This window comes from Aminobacter sp. BA135 (assembly GCF_050859125.1).
GTDB classification, from domain to species: Bacteria; Pseudomonadota; Alphaproteobacteria; order Rhizobiales; family Rhizobiaceae; genus Aminobacter; species Aminobacter ciceronei.
This window is the reverse complement of sequence record NZ_CP139573.1, coordinates 548243-565884: the sequence shown is the minus strand read 5'-3', so window position 1 is coordinate 565884 and position 17642 is coordinate 548243. Positions and strand designations below refer to the sequence as shown.

General features: G+C 63.8%; 17 protein-coding genes, 2 pseudogenes and 1 riboswitch. Of the genes and pseudogenes, 14 read left to right on the top strand and 5 right to left on the bottom strand.

Annotated elements, in window-relative coordinates:
- Window positions 1–132 precede the first annotated feature (132 nt).
- The 10 genes and pseudogenes from SLT36_RS30580 to SLT36_RS30535 all read left to right on the top strand — a co-directional run bounded on the left by SLT36_RS30580 (window position 133) and on the right by SLT36_RS30535 (window position 8427).
- Window positions 133–945 (top strand): alpha/beta hydrolase, encoded by an 813-nt coding sequence (locus SLT36_RS30580; protein ID WP_432288861.1) that lies wholly within the window; start codon window positions 133–135, stop codon window positions 943–945.
- Between the two features lie 297 nt (window positions 946–1242).
- A riboswitch (cobalamin riboswitch) is annotated at window positions 1243–1444 on the top strand.
- Window positions 1445–1623: 179 nt separating this feature from the next.
- Entirely contained in the window at window positions 1624–3483 is a 1860-nt protein-coding gene (locus SLT36_RS30575) for a TonB-dependent receptor domain-containing protein (RefSeq protein ID WP_432288859.1), read from the top strand.
- A gap of 11 nt (window positions 3484–3494) precedes the next feature.
- Window positions 3495–4355 carry an ABC transporter substrate-binding protein gene (locus SLT36_RS30570; protein WP_432288858.1) on the top strand — a complete coding sequence of 287 codons (861 nt, stop codon included), beginning with the start codon at window positions 3495–3497 and terminating at the stop codon, window positions 4353–4355.
- Entirely contained in the window at window positions 4352–5353 is a 1002-nt protein-coding gene (locus SLT36_RS30565) for a FecCD family ABC transporter permease (protein ID WP_432288856.1), read from the top strand. The genes SLT36_RS30570 and SLT36_RS30565 overlap by 4 nt, the downstream gene beginning before the upstream one ends.
- Window positions 5350–6144 (top strand): ABC transporter ATP-binding protein, encoded by a 795-nt coding sequence (locus SLT36_RS30560; protein WP_432289224.1) that lies wholly within the window; start codon window positions 5350–5352, stop codon window positions 6142–6144. Before SLT36_RS30565 ends, SLT36_RS30560 begins: the two co-directional genes overlap by 4 nt.
- Window positions 6141–6665, top strand: a pseudogene (locus SLT36_RS30555) (DUF6925 family protein); the annotation flags it as partial. The gene SLT36_RS30560 and the pseudogene SLT36_RS30555, both read left to right, overlap by 4 nt.
- A 10-nt stretch (window positions 6666–6675) precedes the next feature.
- Window positions 6676–7179 carry a DUF6925 family protein gene (locus SLT36_RS30550; protein ID WP_432288855.1) on the top strand — a complete coding sequence of 168 codons (504 nt, stop codon included), beginning with the start codon at window positions 6676–6678 and terminating at the stop codon, window positions 7177–7179.
- Between the two features lie 295 nt (window positions 7180–7474).
- Complete coding sequence (locus SLT36_RS30545) at window positions 7475–7717, top strand: hypothetical protein (protein WP_432288853.1); 243 nt, start codon at window positions 7475–7477, stop codon at window positions 7715–7717.
- On the top strand, window positions 7714–8058 hold the full coding sequence (locus tag SLT36_RS30540) for a hypothetical protein (RefSeq protein ID WP_432288852.1): 345 nt from the start codon (window positions 7714–7716) through the stop codon (window positions 8056–8058). Before SLT36_RS30545 ends, SLT36_RS30540 begins: the two co-directional genes overlap by 4 nt.
- Window positions 8059–8115: 57 nt before the next feature.
- Window positions 8116–8427, top strand: coding sequence for a hypothetical protein (locus SLT36_RS30535; RefSeq protein WP_154384318.1), 312 nt, complete (start codon window positions 8116–8118; stop codon window positions 8425–8427).
- Between the two features lie 36 nt (window positions 8428–8463).
- Here SLT36_RS30535 and SLT36_RS30530 read toward each other — a convergent pair whose 3' ends face one another.
- Window positions 8464–9306, bottom strand: a complete 843-nt coding sequence (locus SLT36_RS30530; RefSeq protein WP_432288850.1) for a LysR family transcriptional regulator — start codon at window positions 9304–9306, stop codon at window positions 8464–8466.
- 122 nt (window positions 9307–9428) lie between these two features.
- Between SLT36_RS30530 and SLT36_RS30525 the strand changes: the two genes are divergently transcribed.
- On the top strand, window positions 9429–10091 hold the full coding sequence (locus tag SLT36_RS30525; protein ID WP_432289222.1) for a 5-formyltetrahydrofolate cyclo-ligase: 663 nt from the start codon (window positions 9429–9431) through the stop codon (window positions 10089–10091).
- Between the two features lie 145 nt (window positions 10092–10236).
- Window positions 10237–10644: a group II truncated hemoglobin gene (locus SLT36_RS30520; RefSeq protein ID WP_182574348.1), complete on the top strand. Its 408-nt coding sequence runs from the start codon at window positions 10237–10239 to the stop codon at window positions 10642–10644.
- Between the two features lie 54 nt (window positions 10645–10698).
- On the opposite strand, the gene ftsZ is transcribed toward SLT36_RS30520, so the two are convergent.
- Window positions 10699–11733, bottom strand: coding sequence for a cell division protein FtsZ (gene ftsZ, locus SLT36_RS30515; protein ID WP_182574349.1), 1035 nt, complete (start codon window positions 11731–11733; stop codon window positions 10699–10701).
- Window positions 11734–12325: 592 nt separating this feature from the next.
- On the opposite strand from ftsZ, the gene SLT36_RS30510 reads away from it, so the two are divergent.
- On the top strand, window positions 12326–13810 hold the full coding sequence (locus SLT36_RS30510) for an HAL/PAL/TAL family ammonia-lyase (protein ID WP_432288849.1): 1485 nt from the start codon (window positions 12326–12328) through the stop codon (window positions 13808–13810).
- Between the two features lie 363 nt (window positions 13811–14173).
- Entirely contained in the window at window positions 14174–15562 is a 1389-nt protein-coding gene (locus SLT36_RS30505) for a PLP-dependent aminotransferase family protein (protein WP_432288848.1), read from the top strand.
- Here SLT36_RS30505 and SLT36_RS30500 read toward each other — a convergent pair.
- The 3 genes and pseudogenes from SLT36_RS30500 to cydB all read right to left on the bottom strand — a co-directional run bounded on the left by SLT36_RS30500 (window position 15559) and on the right by cydB (window position 17640).
- A pseudogene (locus tag SLT36_RS30500) lies at window positions 15559–16473 on the bottom strand (hypothetical protein). The gene SLT36_RS30505 and the pseudogene SLT36_RS30500 overlap by 4 nt on opposite strands.
- A 16-nt stretch (window positions 16474–16489) precedes the next feature.
- Window positions 16490–16633, bottom strand: coding sequence for a DUF2474 domain-containing protein (locus SLT36_RS30495; RefSeq protein WP_432288846.1), 144 nt, complete (start codon window positions 16631–16633; stop codon window positions 16490–16492).
- The gene (gene cydB, locus SLT36_RS30490; protein ID WP_432288845.1) at window positions 16633–17640 is read right to left on the bottom strand and encodes a cytochrome d ubiquinol oxidase subunit II; all 1008 of its coding nucleotides are present in this window, start codon (window positions 17638–17640) and stop codon (window positions 16633–16635) included. Before cydB ends, SLT36_RS30495 begins: the two co-directional genes overlap by 1 nt.
- Window positions 17641–17642: the final 2 nt, after the last annotated feature.

Below are 17642 nucleotides of genomic sequence, written 5' to 3'. Positions count from 1 at the left end.
GGCTGAGCTGAGAATTGCACCGGACCAAAATTATTTCAAGCATAAAGTTTCTGCCGCTGGCCCATTGACGCAATCCGGCACGCTGGCCATTGCTATGCGCCTGAATTGCTGCCGCCTTGGAAGGATGCCCGCATGCTCGAACGCCGTATCGCCGATTGGGACAACGCCTACAGCAATGGCGCCAACATCGCCGGTGGCGATCGTTGGCCTGCTGCATGGGTGGAACCGGCACAGACGTTTCGCGACGCCCTGTCGGCAGATGAGAGAGCGCAGTTCGACATCGCCTATGGTGACAGGCCGCGCAACCTGCTTGACCTGTTCCTGCCTGAAGGCACGCCGAAGGGGCTCGTCGTCTTCGTCCATGGCGGTTACTGGATGGCGCTCGACAAGAGCTACTGGTCGCATCTCGCCAAGGGTTCCATCGACAGCGGCTACGCGGTGGCGATGCCGTCCTACAGCTTGTGCCCGGAAGTCAGGATCGGCGATATCGTGCGCGAGGTCGGTCGGTGCGGCGATAGGCAAGGCGGCCGCGTTGGTCGAAGGCCGATCATGCTGACCGGTCATCATTCCGCCGGCGGGCACCTCGTGTCGCGCATGGTCGCGGCTGCTTCGCCGCTTGCGCCCGAGGTGCAGTCTCGTATCCGTCATGTCGTTTCGCTCTCGGGAGTTCATGATCTCAGGCCGCTGATCAACACCGGCATGAACAAGACGCTCCACATCGACGAGACCGAGGCGCTGGCTGAAAGCCGGCGCTGCTGCGGCCGGTGGACAACGTCCGCATCACCTGCTGGGTCGGCGGTGGCGAGCGCGCCGAGTTCCTGCGCCAGAACGCATTGCTTTCCAATATCTGGACCGGGCTTGGCGCCACCACCGCTACAGTGGTCGAGCCCGACCGGCATCACTTCAGCGTCATCGACGGGCTTGCCGACAAGGATCATGCGCTGACAAGGACCTTGCTCGGCTGAACATGCGCGGATGATACCGACGCGGCGAAGATGATGTCGATGGCCGTAGCGCGCACGTCGTCGGCAGTTTCCGCGACCCCGTTGGCAATGTGCTGGTGGCTCTGTCCACGAGGGGCAGTGCCGTCCAATTGGCGGTCCCATGCAGGGCTTGCCGCGTCCGGGGCGATTGCACAAGTTGCCCTGTTTGTCCGTGTCCAATGATCCTATCTAGTTGAAAATCAATATATTTTATGGCCGATCGCATGATTGCGATTGACAAGCCTCGGCATCCCTGAGTAGCGTCCGCCTCGGAATCGGTTCCGCCGAGAGGCGGATGAAAAGGGAACACGGTGAGGCCGAAGGCCAAATCCGCGACTGCCCCCGCAACTGTAACCGTTGAGCCTCTTCCATCATGCCACTGAACGCATTCGCGCGTTCGGGAAGGCGGAAAAAGGCTGTGACACGGAAGTCAGGAGACCTGCCCGTTCCAGTCACCCATGCTTGTCCACGGGGTGTGGTCAGGCGCGGTCGCTCGTGGCGGTGACATCGAAAGTGTTGCCGCATGCGGAAGGCCGTCGGGTCAATCTTGTCCCAAAGTCTGCCTGCCGACCTGTCTTGCCTGCGGTTTGGAAACCGGGTGCGATCCTTGTCGCGCCCCCCAAACCATTTGAGGGCAGAAATGCAGAGACTTATCCTGGGCATCGGCGCGATCATGCTGGCCATCCCGACACCATCCAGCGCGCAGCAGGCGCCCGCTGCAGGCGGCGTGACCGTGCTGCCGCGTCTGGTCGTTACGCCGCTGCGTCGCGAAACCGCGCTTGTTCGCCCGACGTCGTCGATCACCCTGATCGACGAGGAAGAATTGCGAAAGTCCGCGGCAGCTGACCTGCCGTCGTTGCTGAAGCGCTACGCCGGCGTTTCAATCATCGGCTATGGCGGCCAGGGGGCGTCGTCCAGTGTCTATCTGCGCGGCATGTCGGCCGGCCAGACGCTGGTGCTGGTCAATGGCGTCCGCAGTTCGTCGGCGACCAGCGGTACGAGCTCGATCTTCAACATTCCGCTGTCGTCGATCGAGCGTATCGAGATCGCCAAGGGACCGCACTCAGCGCAGTATGGCGCCGATGCCATCGGCGGTGTCGTCAACATCATCACCAAACAGGGCGGCCAGTGTGCCGACGGCCGTAACGCCTGCGGCAGCATCACCTCGGGCGTCACGCATCCCTGGGGTGGCTATCTCTCAGGCGATCTGCGCGGACGCACCGAGGACGGCATCGATTACTCCGTCGGTGGCTCCATCCTCGGCACGCGCGGCTACGACTTCACCACGCCGCTGGCCTGGGGACATGAGCCTGACGACGATGGCTTCCTGCAGGGCTCGCTCAACGTCGCAGCCGCCAAGGAGTATGGCTGGGGCCGGCTATATGCCGATGGCCTGTTTGCCCGGGGCCGCAGCCAGTACGATGCCTCCGCGCCTTCCGCCAATGAAGTCGACACCGACACCTTCGCCGGCAGGATCGGCGCACGGGTGAAGCATTCCGACAGCTGGAGCTCGACCGTCGAACTTTCCGGCAACCTCGACTATTCGACCAATGTCCGTGACGGCGTCGTGGGCAGCAGCGAATTCGACACTAGGCGCTACGGCATCTTCGCGTCGACGGAAAAGTCCTTTGAAACAGGTGAAGTCAGGCATGTCCTGGTCGGCGGTGCCGAGGCCTATCGCGAGGTGGTGGCTTCGACTGTCGATTTCGGTGTCGGCTCGCGCGACCTCGCGGCGGTGTTCGGCCAGTACTCGCTCGACTATGGCGCGCTGACGATCGACAGCGGTCTGCGCTACGATCACAATGAACAGTTCGGAGGCGCCACCACCTACAACATCGGTGCCAGCTGCGAGCTCGTTCCCGAGCTTGTGGCGCGCGCCTCGTACGGCACCGGCTTCCGGGCGCCGACGTTCAGCGACCTCTATTACCCCGACTACTCCAATCCCAACCTGAAGCCGGAGAAGTCGCGGTCCTATGAGATCGGCATCAACTGGCGTCCAAGCGAGGGGACCGAGCTTGACGTCGCCTTCTACCAGACCTGGCTGACCGACGCGATCGCCTCCAACCCGCCGACCTACCTGCCGTTCAATGTCGCGCGCGCCAAGGTGACCGGTATCGAGGCCAGCCTGTCGCATGCGTTCGACGAGCGCTGGAGTGGCAAGGTTTCGATCGACTACCGCTCGCCGAAGAATGAGGACAACGGCCGCTACATTCCCTATCGCGATCGCTTCAAGGCGGCCGCCGAGGTGAGCTTTGCCGCGACCGACAGCCTCGACCTCACCGCCAAGCTGCTCTACGGCGGGGCGCGCTACGCCAATGCCGCCAACACCGTCAAGCTGCCGGACTATGTGACGGTGGATTTCGCCGCCAACTACACGTTCGACGAGCGGGCGAGCCTGAAGTTTTCGGTCGAGAACCTGTTCGACGAACACTATTCGACCGTCACCAACTATCGCGCGCCGGGCCGAAGCTTCAATCTGAGCTTCACGCGTGTGTTCTGATGCGAGGTAACATGCCCACCAATCGTTTCAGTTGCGCTCGGTTTCGAGCGTGGCTGTCCGCTCTCGCGGGGCTGGCCGCGTTGTCATCAGCGCCGGCAGCCGCTGGGCCGCCGAAACGCGTCGTGTCGATGAATGTCTGCACCGACCAGCTGGCGATGCTTCTGGCGGCCGAGGGGCAGCTGCATTCAGTGTCTTATCTCGCAAGCGATCCCAACACGTCGGTGCTGGCCGATCGGACCAACGGCTTTGCCGTCAATCATGGCCTTGCCGAGGAAGTGTTTCTGATGCAGCCTGACCTGGTGCTCGCCGGAGCCTACACGACACGGACGACGGTTGAGCTGCTGAGGCGCCTCGGCATCCGGGTCGAGGAATTCGCGCCGGACAGCTCCATTGCCGACATCAGGGCCAACATCCTGCGCATGGGAGAGGTCCTGGAGCGGCGCGAAGAAGCGGCAAAACATGTCGCCGCGCTTGATCGTGGCGTCGCCCAATTGGGCAAGGAAAGCGCCTCGGGCAAGACCGTCGCGACCTACTACGCCAACAGCTACACCTCGGGCACCGGAACGCTCGTCGACGAGATCGTCAAGCTTTCCGGACTGGTCAATATTGCAGACAAGCTCGGGCTCAGCGGCACGGCGCGGTTGCCGCTGGAGATGCTGGTGCTGGCCAAACCAGATTTGGTCGTCGGTGGCGGCGAAGACTATGGCGCCCCGGCACTCGCCCAGGAAAACTTCGTCCACCCGGCCTATCGGGCGGTCTCCGGGCAGGGCAGGGCGGTGGCGGTGCCGTCGCGATACACCATTTGCGGCGCGCCGTTTACACTTGAAGCCGCCCGCCTGCTGCGCGATGCCGCCGAGGGGGACGCCAAGTGAGCGACATCTCCCGCTACAGGCTCGTGCTTGCCCTTCTTGCCATCCTGGCCACCATTCTGTTCCTGCTTTCGCTCACCGTCGGTCCGGCGGGCCTCGGCTTCGGCGACAGCATCGCTGCATTGTTTTCCGACAAGGCCGGCGCCATCGAGCTGATCATGCGTGAGATCCGCCTGCCGCGCGCGCTGCTAGGCCTGATGGTCGGTGCTACACTCGGGCTTTCCGGTGCGGCACTTCAAGGCTATCTGCGCAATCCGCTGGCCGAGCCGGGCCTGATCGGCGTCAGCGCTTCAGCTTCGCTGGGCGCGGTGATCGCCATCTATTCCGGCCTGACGATTGTCTTCCCGCTTGCCTTGCCGCTGTCGGCATTGGCTGCCGCCGTGCTCGCCGTCGTCGTGGTCCAGGCACTTGCCGGCCTGCGCGGCAGCACCTTGACCATCATCCTGGCAGGTGTCGCCGTGTCGAGCTTTGCCGGCGCGATGACTTCGCTGGCGCTCAACCTGTCGCCCAATCCGTTCGCCGCGCTCGAGATCATGTTCTGGATGCTCGGCTCGCTGACCGACAGGTCGATGACCCATGTCTGGCTCGCCTTGCCGTTCATGCTCGTCGGCTGGGCTATGCTGGCGGCGCTCGGCCGGGCGCTCGATGCGTTGACACTTGGCAACGAGACGGCAGCGAGCATGGGCATCGACATGCGCCGCGTGCAGTTGCTGGCCGTGTTCGGCACCGCGGCTTCCGTCGGCGCTGCAACGGCGGTGTCGGGCGCCATAGGTTTCGTCGGGCTCGTCGTACCGCATATGCTGAGGCCGCTGGTCGGCGCGCGGCCGTCGCGGCTGTTGCCGGCGAGCGCCTTGGGCGGGGCCTGCATGCTGCTTGCCGCCGACATCCTTGTCCGGCTCGTCGCGCCCGGCCGCGACCTCAAGCTCGGCGTTCTGACCGCAATCGTCGGCGCGCCGTTCTTCCTGTGGCTTGTCTATCGCACGAGAAGGAAGCTTGCCTGATGCTGCTCGATGTTCAAGATCTCAGGGCGTCGCTCGGCGGCCGGCCGGTGCTCAACGGCGTGTCCTTTTCCGTCATGGCGGGTGAGTTTGTCGGCCTTATCGGCCCGAACGGAGCCGGTAAGTCGACCTTGCTGCGCGCATTGCTCGGACTGATACCGGCAGACGGCGCAATCGCGTTGGGTGCGCTCGCCGCCGCTCATGTCTCCGCGAAGGAGCGCGCTCGGAATATGGCCTACGTCGCGCAGGAGCGCGAGATCGCCTGGGCCGTGCCGGTCGAGATGCTGGTCGGCCTCGGTCGCTCGCCCTATCGGCCAAGTTTCGCCTCGCTCGCCCTTGCCGACCGCAACGCCATCGACGCCGCAATGCGCAAGATGGAAGTCGACAGCTTTCGGGACCGCGCTGCGACCGAGCTTTCGGGTGGCGAAAAGGCGCGTGTGCTGATCGCCCGGGCGCTGGCACAGGAGACGCCGCTGCTGCTCGCCGATGAACCGACATCAGGCCTCGACCCATCGCACCAGATCACGCTGATGCGCCTGTTTGCCGATCTCGCGAGCAGCGGACGAAGCGTCGTGGCTTCGCTGCACGACCTCGGGCTCGCCGCCCGCTGGTGCACCCGACTGCTGCTCATCGACGCCGGCAGGATCGTCGCCGACGGCCCGCCTGATGAAGTGCTGACCGCCCAAACCCTGCGCGACGTCTATGGCGTTGAAGCCTTCTTCGGCGAGACAGCGGGCGGGCTGGTTGTCCAGCCGCTCGATCTCGTTGCCGTCGATACCGGAGCACGACCATGAGTTACCTCGAGCAGTTGCTGCGTCACCACCTGACCGACTGGCGCAGCGGATGGAGCATGGGCACGTTTGGCGCCATCGCCGAGTTCCATCAGGATGACGGCGAGGTTGCGGTGATAGACGACACCCACCTGCTGACCCGGGCTACCCGGCGGGGCGGCATTCGTGTCGATCGCGGCACGTTGAGCGAACTGGTGCCTGTCGCCTACGAGACGCTCAGTCCGAAGCGGCATCGCTGGAGCCAGGCGGTGGCGTTGTGCCTTCCTGAAGTCAAGGCGCGGCGCGGCAGCAGGAGCGTGCTGAGTGAGATCGGGCCGGACGATCACGCGATCCGGGGTATTGACCGCACCGGCATCCTGTTCGACATGGGCCTGTCCTTGCCGCAATGCGACTTCTGCATCCGCACCAGCGAGCCAAAGCTGCTGGCCGTCTTGCGCGCCAATCTCGGCCGTTCGCTGTTCGAGCATGGCAATGAGGCAATGCCGGCGATCCTTGCGGTCCATCCGCATCGGATCGCCTTGACCAATATCGGCCGTGTCGAGGTCTACCAGAAGATCGGTGGACCCGACACGGGTGGGGGTTTCTCCCGAGGGACCGCATACCCATCTGCTGCCGAAGCTTCTGAAGGGAGGCCGCACGCATTCGGCCAACACGCCAATCCCCTCTGGCCTGTTGCCAGTCGGCTCGCTGCATCCGGGCAATCCGGTCATCGATCCGCTGGGCAAGGACCGGCCGTTCGACCTGACCCTGCATAGCGAGTTTCAGGAATTGATAAGCCGTTTCGGCACCGCCGAGGCTCTCGCCGGCAAGGCCTATGTCGACGACGCGCTGGAGACGGGCAGGGACCTCGATGCCGGCCAGGCGCCTGCCGGGCGCCATGCCCGGGCTGCGTTGCGTGTCGCGCTGCGACAGAAGGTCCGTCTGGCCGAGTGCCTGGGAGATGAAGCACGCCGCCAAAGGATCACGACCTGGCAAGCCAGCTTCGAGCAATCGGAGCCGGAGGCGGAGGACGACGACGCGCCGGACCACGCGGCCTAAGGCTTCGGTGCGCAAACTCGTGCCCGTCGGCGAAGGCTCCGGCCGTCGCCGACAGAGCAAAATTCGGGGCCAAACTAAACTTGATATTTATAGTCATGTTTTATAAGGTCCGGTTGTGCTCGGGACAGGACGGCCGCAACGGCCACCGTCGGCGCGATGGGACCAGGTCGTGGCAATAGCTCTTTCGGCGATGAATGTTGGGACGCATCGGATCAGCAGGCTGGGTCAGCGTGCGACCAGCCAAGCTGTCGAACTGACGCGGGCCGAGCTTCATCAATTGGTCTGGTCACGGCCGATGACCGAGATCGCCGTGCAGCTTGGCGTGCGTGACCAGCAGGTGGCGCAGGCCTGCGATCGTCATGACATAGCTCGCCCACAACCTGGGCATTGGCAGAAACTGCAATACGGCAAGGGTGTCGAGCCCAAGCCGCTTTCGACCGAATCCTATGCCGCGGAAGAGCCGGTCGTCATCGCTGGTCGCGAGACTTTTCCGCGCATCCGCGACAACAAGCTTGCGCCAGGGGCCAGCAGGTCATGATGCCTGTCAACCCCTTCAAGGATGCCGGCGAGGCGCAGGGCGATGGGATGCGCCGATATCGCGAGACGTTCGCCGAGGTCGAAGCGCTGGGCGCCCAGGTTCGCCGGGCAAGGCGTCACGCTGATCTGAGCCTGAAGCGCGTCAATGCCGTGCCGGAACCCCACAGTGTGGGCAATGCCGTTTTCGCGGTTGAGCTGGAGCGCCACCGCGCCGACCGCGAGACGATGTTCGAGGCGATGCGCAAGTTAGACGCAGCGCGCCGGGCGCTGCGGGCAATCGCCTCCGATTTCGTCACGGATCAGGACAAAACCGTCCCGATGGGTCTGCGCCGTCCTGCCTGAGGAAGGGCCGGACTGTCGCGGGACAACATATCAGCTGGAGACTATCGAGTGTCAAAGATGGCCGAGATCGAACGCCGCAGTGAAGAGGCGTCGGCGCATATCCGCGCAACGATCATGAACGAGTTTTGCGAAGTCATGCACAAGACAGGCCTGTCTCCGATTGCGGTGATGCGGCTAGCCGCGCAGGCGGTCGGGTCGATCTACCGCGAAGTGGCCGACGTTCATGCCTGCCCCGATGGCTGCCCTTGCGGCTGGCGGCCTCATGAAGTGTCCGACATCGAGGTTCTTGGTGCTGCCCTTGCGGCCGCGTGCCGGCAACATCGGCGCAGTCACGATCTGCGGTTGATGCGGGTCATCGGCAGCGCCTGACCCGAGTTGCGGGCGCTCCTGCCTTGGGGCGCTTCTTTACCGGACAGTCTGCCTCAGCCCCGCCAGCGCCTCCTGCACGTCGGCCCGTGCTTCGCTGGCTTCGGGCCAGACGGCGTAGACCGGATAGGTAAATTCGGGCGCGCCTTCGACGGTTTCCAGCTCGCCCGCGGCGATCAGCGGGGCAACCACGCCCTTGCGAAAGTAGCCCGTTCCGCCGGCGCGCAGGATGTAGCTCAGGCCGAGCGGGCCGAGGCCGACGACAAGTCCGGGCTCGCCAAACGCCGTCGAGCTGGCATCGTGCTGGGCGGCGAACAGCGGCCCCCAGTCGACATAGACATAGGTGTCGGCCTCCGGTCTGCCATTGCCGGGCAAGGTCCTGACCAGCACGAGCTGCTCTTCCTGGAGGATCTCTACCTTGAAGCCGGGCAAAAGCTTCGGCGCATAGAGCACGGCGATGTCGAGCACCCCGTTCCTGAGCTGGTCGAGCAACTGGTCTGGCACGCCGACATGGGCGTGAACGGCAATCTCGGGTCTGGTCTTCTTCATCCACACCAGCCAGTCGAGCAGCAGCGGGTTCCACAAGCTGAGCTCGCCGCCCAGCGCAACCACGCTTGTCCGTCCGGAAGGAATGGCCAACTGGTAGCGGGCGCGTTCCCAAATCTGAACGAACGACTGGGCGAAGCGTTCGAATTCGCGGCCGGCCGGGGTCAGTTGTGCCCCGTTGCGGTTGCGCACGAACAGCTGACGGCCCAGCTCGTCCTCGAGCGTGCGGATACGGGCGCTGACGGTCGTCTGGGTGACATGGAGCCGGTCGGCGGCCCTGAGGAAGCTGCCGCAATGAACGATCTCAAGAAACGTGCGGGCGCGGTCGATATCCATACGCCATTAGTGCAAAAAAATTGCATCAATGCAGCATTTAAATCCGTTTGCCTTTCGGAGTGACGGAGCGCAGCTTTTCCGTGTCGAGATCGATCTCGCCGCCAAGACGGGACACGAAGATGATGTCTGACCAAAAAGGCGCTCCTCCTGAAACGCGCGAATACGCTTCGCCTCCTTGCTTCATGCATGAACTGGAACCGGGCTTCCGGACTGATACGGCTCCCATGGACGCGTGGCCTGATGTCGCGCGATGGCGCAAGGCGGAGCGGGCGCGCCTGATCGACGAGCGACTGCTTGCCGATCCCGAGGAACGCAAGGCTCGCTCCGAGCGCATCGCTGCCGAACTCGACCTGGCAATCGGCAAGGTCAGCGGCCGGATCGTCAGTGTCTATTGGCCTTTCCGCGGCGAGCCGGATCTGCGCAACTGGGCCGTCCGGGTGATTGGGCGCGGCGGCAGGATCGCCCTGCCTGTCGTCATCAGAAAAGCCTGGCCGCTCGAATTCCGCGCCTGGTCGCCGGGCGATCCGCTCGAACGCGGGGTCTGGAACATCCTCGTTCCCGCCAACGGGCCGGCGATCCTGCCCGATGTCGTCATCGCGCCGGTCGTGGGGTTTGACGATGCGAACTACCGGCTGGGGTATGGTGGCGGCTTCTTCGATCGCACCCTTGCCGCGATGCCCAAGCGACCGCTCGTCGTCGGCGTCGGCTACGCAGGCAGCCGGATCGCCACGATCTATCCGCAGCCGCACGACATTCCGATGGACATCATCGTCACCGACGAATGAGTGATGGACGAATGAGCGATGGCTAATAAGTCGCAGTATGCCACCCTTGTCGTCAGGGGCTCTGCTGCTAGGCTTTGACCATGCGATGCCGGATGTCCGGACAGTCAGTGCGACACGGATCGCAACTGGGAGGAGGTCGCCTGTCGTGAATGAAACTGTACAGCCAAAGGGACGTTCGCTCTATCTCGAGCTGGGAGGCGAAGAGGCCGTACGCCGGCTGGTCGAAATCTTCTACGATATCGTCGAGCAGGACGAGGCTGCGGCCGAGCTGCATCTGTTGCATCGCAGGGGGCATGGCGTCGCGCATTCGCGTGAGGAACAGTTCAACTATCTCTCAGGCTTCTTTGGCGGTCCGAGCTATTACGTTCAGAAGCACGGGCATTCGCGGCTGAAGGAAATCCACGAGCACGTGGCGATTGGCCCGGAACTGCGCGATTTGTGGCTGACATGCATGCGCCAGGCGGTGGCGAAGGCCGGCCTGTCCGAGCATCTGCAGGCGTTGGTGATGCGCCACTTCACCTTTGCCGCCGAGATGACGCGAAACAGGGACTGAGCCAACCTATCTGGCCTCCCGGCCGCAGCGGCGGCCGGGTCCGGCACTTCGGCCTCAGTGGTAGGGCTGCATCGAACCCGGTGCAGGCTCGCCGCGCATGTTGACGACCGGCTCGCCTTGCGAGGTCGGGGCTGCCAGGCCGGTGGCGACCACCGACACCTTGAACTGACCCTGGAGCGAATTGTCGAAGATCGCGCCAACGATGATGTCGGCTTCATCACCGACCTCCTCGCGGATGCGGGTGGCGGCTTCGTCGACCTCGAACAGCGTCATGTCCATGCCGCCCGATATCGAGATCAGCACGCCCCTGGCGCCCTTGATCGAATTTTCGTCGATGAGCGGGTTGGCGATCGACGCTTCGGCCGCCTTGCTGGCGCGGTTTTCGCCGCTGCCGACGCCGGTGCCCATCATGGCGCGGCCCATGTCGCGCATCACCGTCTTCACGTCGGCGAAGTCGAGATTGATCAGGCCTTCCTTGACGATCAGGTTGGTGATGCAGCTGACGCCGGAGTAGAGCACCTTGTCGGCGATGCCGAAAGCATCCTCGAAGGTGGTCTTGGCGTTGGCGATGCGGAACAGGTTCTGGTTCGGAATGACGATGACCGTGTCGGCAGCCTGGCGCAAAAGCTCGATGCCTTGTTCGGCCATCTGCATACGCCGCTTGCCTTCGAAGGTGAACGGCTTGGTGACGATGGCAACGGTGAGGATGCCTGCCGCGCGTGCTGCCCGTGCGATGACAGGTGCGGCGCCCGTTCCGGTGCCGCCGCCCATGCCGGCGGTCACGAAGCACATATGCGTGCCGGAGAGCTGATCCATGATTTCATGGATCGATTCCTCGGCTGCCGCCTGACCGACCTCCGGCATGGAGCCGGCACCGAGACCCTCGGTCACCATCGCGCCGAGCTGAACCAGCTTCGAGGCCTTCGACATGGTCAGCGCCTGAGCATCGGTGTTTGCGACGATGAACTCTGTGCCCTCAAGACCTTCGGCAATCATGTTGTTGACGGCGTTGCCGCCACCGCCGCCGACACCGATAACGGTCAGCTTCGGCCTCATTTCCGAGATCTCAGGTTTCTTGGAAGTGTTCATGGTTCCGTTTCCTGCGCAGCGCCCCTGCCCGAATCGGACCGGCTCAGGGAATCAGATTGATCGGGAGGCTGCAAGGAATAGCCTGTCGATTGCGGTTTTTAACCGGCAGATCTGGGCTTTTGCACCTGTAAGTGAGGGAGGCGAGCACTCGATCCGCTGTCCGGCCGCTGCTGGCGCAGCCGGACAGCTTGGGTGTCGTGGTCAGAATGCCTTGAGCCGAGCTGTAGCGCCGGAGTTGGTATGCCCACCCGCTTCCGGGTTGGAGTGGAGGACAGCTATCTTCCGCCCAGCCTGTCTGGCAGCTCTTGGTGCAGCATTTTCGACCGGTCCAGGTCGCTTTCGTAGCCTGGTTGTCGGAACCGCTCATTTATCAAAAACGCTAGCGTGGGCAGGCGTCACAATGGCTGCTCATGCGACTGCAGGAATGTCCTTCGCTCCAGCGCGCGAACCTCAAGTTAGCGGAGGCGCGTCTGCAGCCTGTTGGCACCGACAGAGGAATACTGGTGCGAGCCGATGCGTTGTCGCGGCTCGTCTCAAATCCAATGCCAGCCATCTGCCATCTGTCACCAATGAGCCATCTCGCGAGCATGCCATGGTAATATCAATCGATACCCCTCCAAATTGGCGCGATATCGCGCGGGTTGCCTCAGGTGAGATGCTGGCTCTTGCCCCAGCCGCCTGGGAACGCGTTGCACATGCCAATCGTATCGTGACGCGTATCGTTGAGAACGGCGTGCGTGCTTACGGTGTGAACACTGGGGTCGGCGCGCTTTCGAACACGGTGGTCGAACCAGCTTTGCAGGAAAAACTGTCGCGCAACATAATCCTCAGCCATGCCTGCGGGGTGGGCGAACCAGTGCCTGAGCACAGCGTCCGGGCCATTATCGCATCTCAGGTGGCCAACTTTGCACATGGTCACTCTGGCGTGCGCCCTGCGATCGTTCTGCATTTGCTGCGCTTCCTGGAATGTGACTGCATCCCGGAAGTTCCGTCACGAGGGTCAGCCGGATATCTCACGCACAATGCTCACATTGCGCTGGTCTTGATCGGTGAGGGCAGGGCGCAAGTTGCCGGGCGCCGAATGAATGGCCGTGATGCGTTGGCCGCCATTGGCGTTGAGCCATTGGTGCTTGGCGCCAAAGAAGGATTGAGCCTGGTAAACGGCACCGCCTGCGCAACTGGGCTCCTGTGTGTAGCGCTGGCGCGCGTCGAGCGGCTATTGCGCTGGGCTGATGCTGCGGCGGCGCTGACGCTTGAAGCCGCGGGTGGTCAAATGGAGGCATTTGACGAGCGGGTGCTCGCCATGCGGCCGTCACCCGGCATCCAGGCGGTGGGCGTCACGCTGCGTGCTTTGCTCGAAGGTAGCGGCCTGATAGGCGCCGCACGCGGGCGCCGGACGCAGGACGCACTCAGCCTTCGCGCCGTTCCTCATGTGCATGGTGCAGCACTTGAGGTGATGGAGCGCTCGGCGCAACTTGTCGATCGCGAGCTCGCCTCAGTCACCGACAATCCGGCGGTATCGGGTACGCTGGAAAACCCGCTGGTCTTTTCGGAGGCTCATGCCGTTGCGCCGGCACTGGGCCAGGCGGCCGACAGCCTGACGATCGCGCTGGCCCAGGTGGCGGGGATGAGCGAACGGCGGATTGATCGTCTGGTCAACCCTCTCGTCAACAATCTGCCAGCATTTCTCGCCAGCGAAGGCGGCTGCAATTCCGGCTTCATGATCGCACAGTACACTGCCGCCTCGTTGAGCAATGTAAACCGCCGCCTCGCAGCCCCAGCTGCAACCGACGGAGGCGTTACCTCAGGGTTGCAGGAAGATTTCCTCGCCCATCCGACCGTTGCCGCCAACAAGCTGCTGGCGGTCATCGACAACGCCGAATATATCCTGGCAATTGAATTGATGGCGGCTGCTCAGGCGCAGGACTTCCTGGCTGGCGACGAAACGCGCGCGCCTGGAACGGATGCGATCTATCGATCGGTTCGTGAACGTGTCGCGCACTATGCCGACGATCGCCCACTGTCGTGGGACATTGAAACGGTTCGAGCTTTCATACGAGAGACGGATATACCGTAGCGAGCCCACAACTGCGAGACGACACACGCTTGGTCGCGGTCGACTCCTAACCCAATCGACGAGCCAACCCTTGGAGTGATCGCAAGGCCGGCCAACAACTTGCCTGGTTAGCGTCTCGACAAGTCGCGCAGACGGCCTGTCTTCTCGCGGCCGCCCACATGAGTGGGCAGGCCGGAGCCAGCCTAAACAATTGGTTTCAGAATGATCCCATGCGAATTCGGCGTCGTCCACCGGGCGCGATTGAGCCACAGGGGTCTGCGGATCGGACAGTTGGGGGTTCAGCAACCAGACCCACGCATTGATGGTGGCTTTGGGCATACATTATGCCTATATATGGACGACAATGATGGAACCTGTTGCACCATGACAGTCAACGTCTGGTCGCCCGCGATCTCGAAGGCCGACGGGCCGCTGTATCTGGCGATTGCCGACGCCTTGTCGGTCGACATCGCGTCTGGCCGCTTGCCCGGCGGCTTTCGGCTGCCGCCGCAGCGGACACTTGCCGACCAGCTTGGCATCGATTTCACCACGGTGAGCCGTGCCTATGCCGAGGCGCGCAAGCGCGGGCTGGTCGAAGGTCGGGTCGGGCAGGGCACCTATGTCAGGATGCGTCGTCCGTCCAACTCGCCGTCGACGGTGACCGGTATCGTCGACATGAGCATGAACCTGCCGCCGCGGTTCGACGATCCGGAGCTCGCAGCAAAGATGTGGGACGGCATCGCCGAACTGCAGGCCGGCGACGGGCTCGGCCTATTGATGCGCTACCAGGAAGCCGGCGGCACGCTGCGCGACCGCGCCGCGGGCGCCATGTGGCTGGCGCCGCGTCTGGGCGATATCGGCCCTGGTCGGTTGATGGTCTGTCCGGGCGCGCAAGGGGCGTTGCTGGGGCTGCTGGGGGCGTTGGCAGCACCGGGCGAAACCATCTGCGCCGAGGCTCTGACCTACCCCGGCCTGCTTGCTGTTGCCGAGCATCTGCGCATCGGCGTCACCGGCGTGGCGATGGATGAGGAAGGGCTGATTCCCGAAGCGTTCGAAGATGTGTGCCGCAAGCGCGCGCCGAAGCTGCTTTACTGCACGCCGACGCTGCACAATCCGACAACAACGACGCTGTCGCAGGTACGGCGCGAGCAGATCGTGGCGATCGCGCGCCAGCACAATGTGCTGATCGTTGAGGACGACGCTTATGGCGCCTTGCCGGTCAATCCGGTGGCCACTTTCGCGGCCCTCGCACCCGAAATCACTTATCACATTGCCGGCCTGGCCAAGTGCCTGGCGCCGGCGCTGCGCGTGGCTTATGTGGTGGTGCCGCAGGAGCGCACGGTCGCCCATCTAGCCGGCGCCATCCGCGCAACCGCGGGCATGGCCTCGCCGCTGACGGCCTCGCTTGCCACGCGCTGGATCGAGACTGGGGTTGCACAATCCGTGCTGGCGGCAATTCGAAGCGAAGCCAGGCAGCGGCAAGCGATCGCGTCGCAACTGCTGCCGTCCAGCCTTGTGCAGGCAAATGCCGAATGCTTCCACGTCTGGTTGAAGCTTCCATCTGGCTGGAGCCGGAGCGACTTTGCCGCGCGCCTGCGCTCGGCCGGCATCGGCGTCGTCACCAGCGATGCGTTCTCGGTTTCGGGGCCTGCACCCGAGGCAGTGCGCCTCGGGCTGGGGGCAGCGCCCAATCAGGCGTCGCTTGCCGCAAGCCTTGGGACAGTCGCTGACCTGCTCGTGCAGCAGTCGGCGATGTCGTTGATGGTCGTCTAGGGGATGGCGCTCGGCAGTGGGCCGGCGAAATGCTCGATCCGGTTCATGCCAAGGATTTGATGCAGCGGGGTCTCGTCACTCACCCGGCGAAACATGCCGGGCGACATCCAGCGCGCAAAGCCGTCGACATTGGGCGCGCCGCGACCTGAACGAACATCGTCGATCCATAAGGTGCGTGTTTCGAGCGAGATACGGGTCAGGCCGGTCGAATTCGGCACGCCGGCATGGGCATGAGCGCTGGAAAACGCGATGATCTGACCCGGTGCGATGACCACCGGCGTAGCGTCTGCGACCTCAAGCTCCTCGGTCAGATGAGGTATCGCCGCGTCGGCGTCGACAGCGTTGCGACCACCACCCTTCGACCGCTCCAGCAGCGCGGCAAGGTCGAAGTCGGCGCTGGTGTTCGCGACCGGACGATCCCAGAGCGAGGGCTAGATCGCGAAGGTGCGCCCTTCATCGATGTCGTAGACCGGCGCCCACCAATTGGTCTGGGCATAGAGGTTGGAACCCCAGGTGTCGCGGTGGAAGGCAATGGTGGCGGTGGTGCGGGCACGCGGCACGACGCTGCCCGGATCCTGGTGCGGCTGGAACCTGAGATAGAGGGTATCTCGTGCGAGCCCTTCCGCCTCCAGGCCGCAGGCCTCGAAGACATCGCGCCACAGCCGCCTGACCTCCGGCGACCGGGCGAAATCGCGCTGGCGCTGGGCAAAGCTCTCCGTCTGCTCGTGATGCGACAGGTGGCGATGGATCTCCACCGGTGCGAAGGGCGCGAACGCATCCTGCAGGAAGGCTTGGGTGAAGCTGACGAGGTCGGCCATCGGCGCAAGCGCGCCGAAGCGAAGAATGTCGCCGGCATAGATCCGGTCATGAAGCCCGCGCGGGCCGGGTGGTTGAATGACGTCGGTGTACATCGGATCGTTCTGCAATTCACACGGTGAGGCCGGCGATATTCATCAGCAGGCGGAAGAGGTAGGCCACGGCGCCGAGCGCCAGGACGCTGACTGTCCAGATGAGGACCAGCCAGCCGATCCGCTTCGGCCACGATGCCGGTGCCTGTGAGGAGGCGGCCATCAGTGGTAGCCCTCGCCAGCCTTCACCTTGCCGCGGAACACGTAATAGGACCATGCGGTATAACCGAGGATGAAGGGGATGATGAACAGCGCGCCGACCAGCGCAAAGCCCATGCTCTGCGGCGGCGAGGCGGCCTCGCGGATTGTGATGTCAGGCGGGATGATGTTCGGCCACAGGCTGATGCCGAGCCCGCTGTAGCCGAGGAACAGCACGAAGAGGGCCAGGATGAATGGCCCGGCATGTGGTGCGCCCTGCAGGCTGCGCAGGATCAGCCATGTGGCGACAAGCACGAGAATGGGCACCGGCGAGAAGAAGACGATGTTGGGAAAGCTGAACCAGCGTTCGGCAATGTCGGGATGGGCGAACGGGGTCCACAGGCTGACCACCCCGATCACCGCGAGCAAGGCGAGCGTTATCGGGCGCGTGACGGCAACCATCCGGTCGTAGAGTGGCCCCTCGGTTTTGATGATCAGCCATGTGCTGCCGAGCAGCGCATAAGCGACGATCAGGCCGAAGCCTGTGAACAGGCTGAATGGGGTGATCCAGTCGAGCGCACCTCCGACATAGGCGTTGTTTTCGACCTTGAAGCCGTCGAGGAAGGCGCCGAGCGACACACCCTGGAAAAAGGTGGCGACATAGGAGCCGCCGGCAAAGGCCTTGTCCCAGAATGCGCGGTGATGCTGGTCGGCCTTGAAGCGGAACTCGAAGGCGACCCCGCGCCAGATCAGCCCGAGCAGCATCAGCACCAGCGGCAGATAGAGCGCGCTGAGGATGACGGCATAGGCAAGCGGGAAGGCGGCCATCAGGGCAGCACCCCCGAGCACCAGCCAGGTCTCGTTGCCGTCCCAGACCGGGGCGACGGTGTTGACCATTGTGTCGCGCTGCTCGCGGTCGCGGACGAAGGGGAACAGGATGCCGATGCCGAGATCGAACCCGTCCATGATGACATACATCATCAGGCCAAAGGCGATGATGACGGCCCAGACAACTGGAAGATCGATGCCCATCG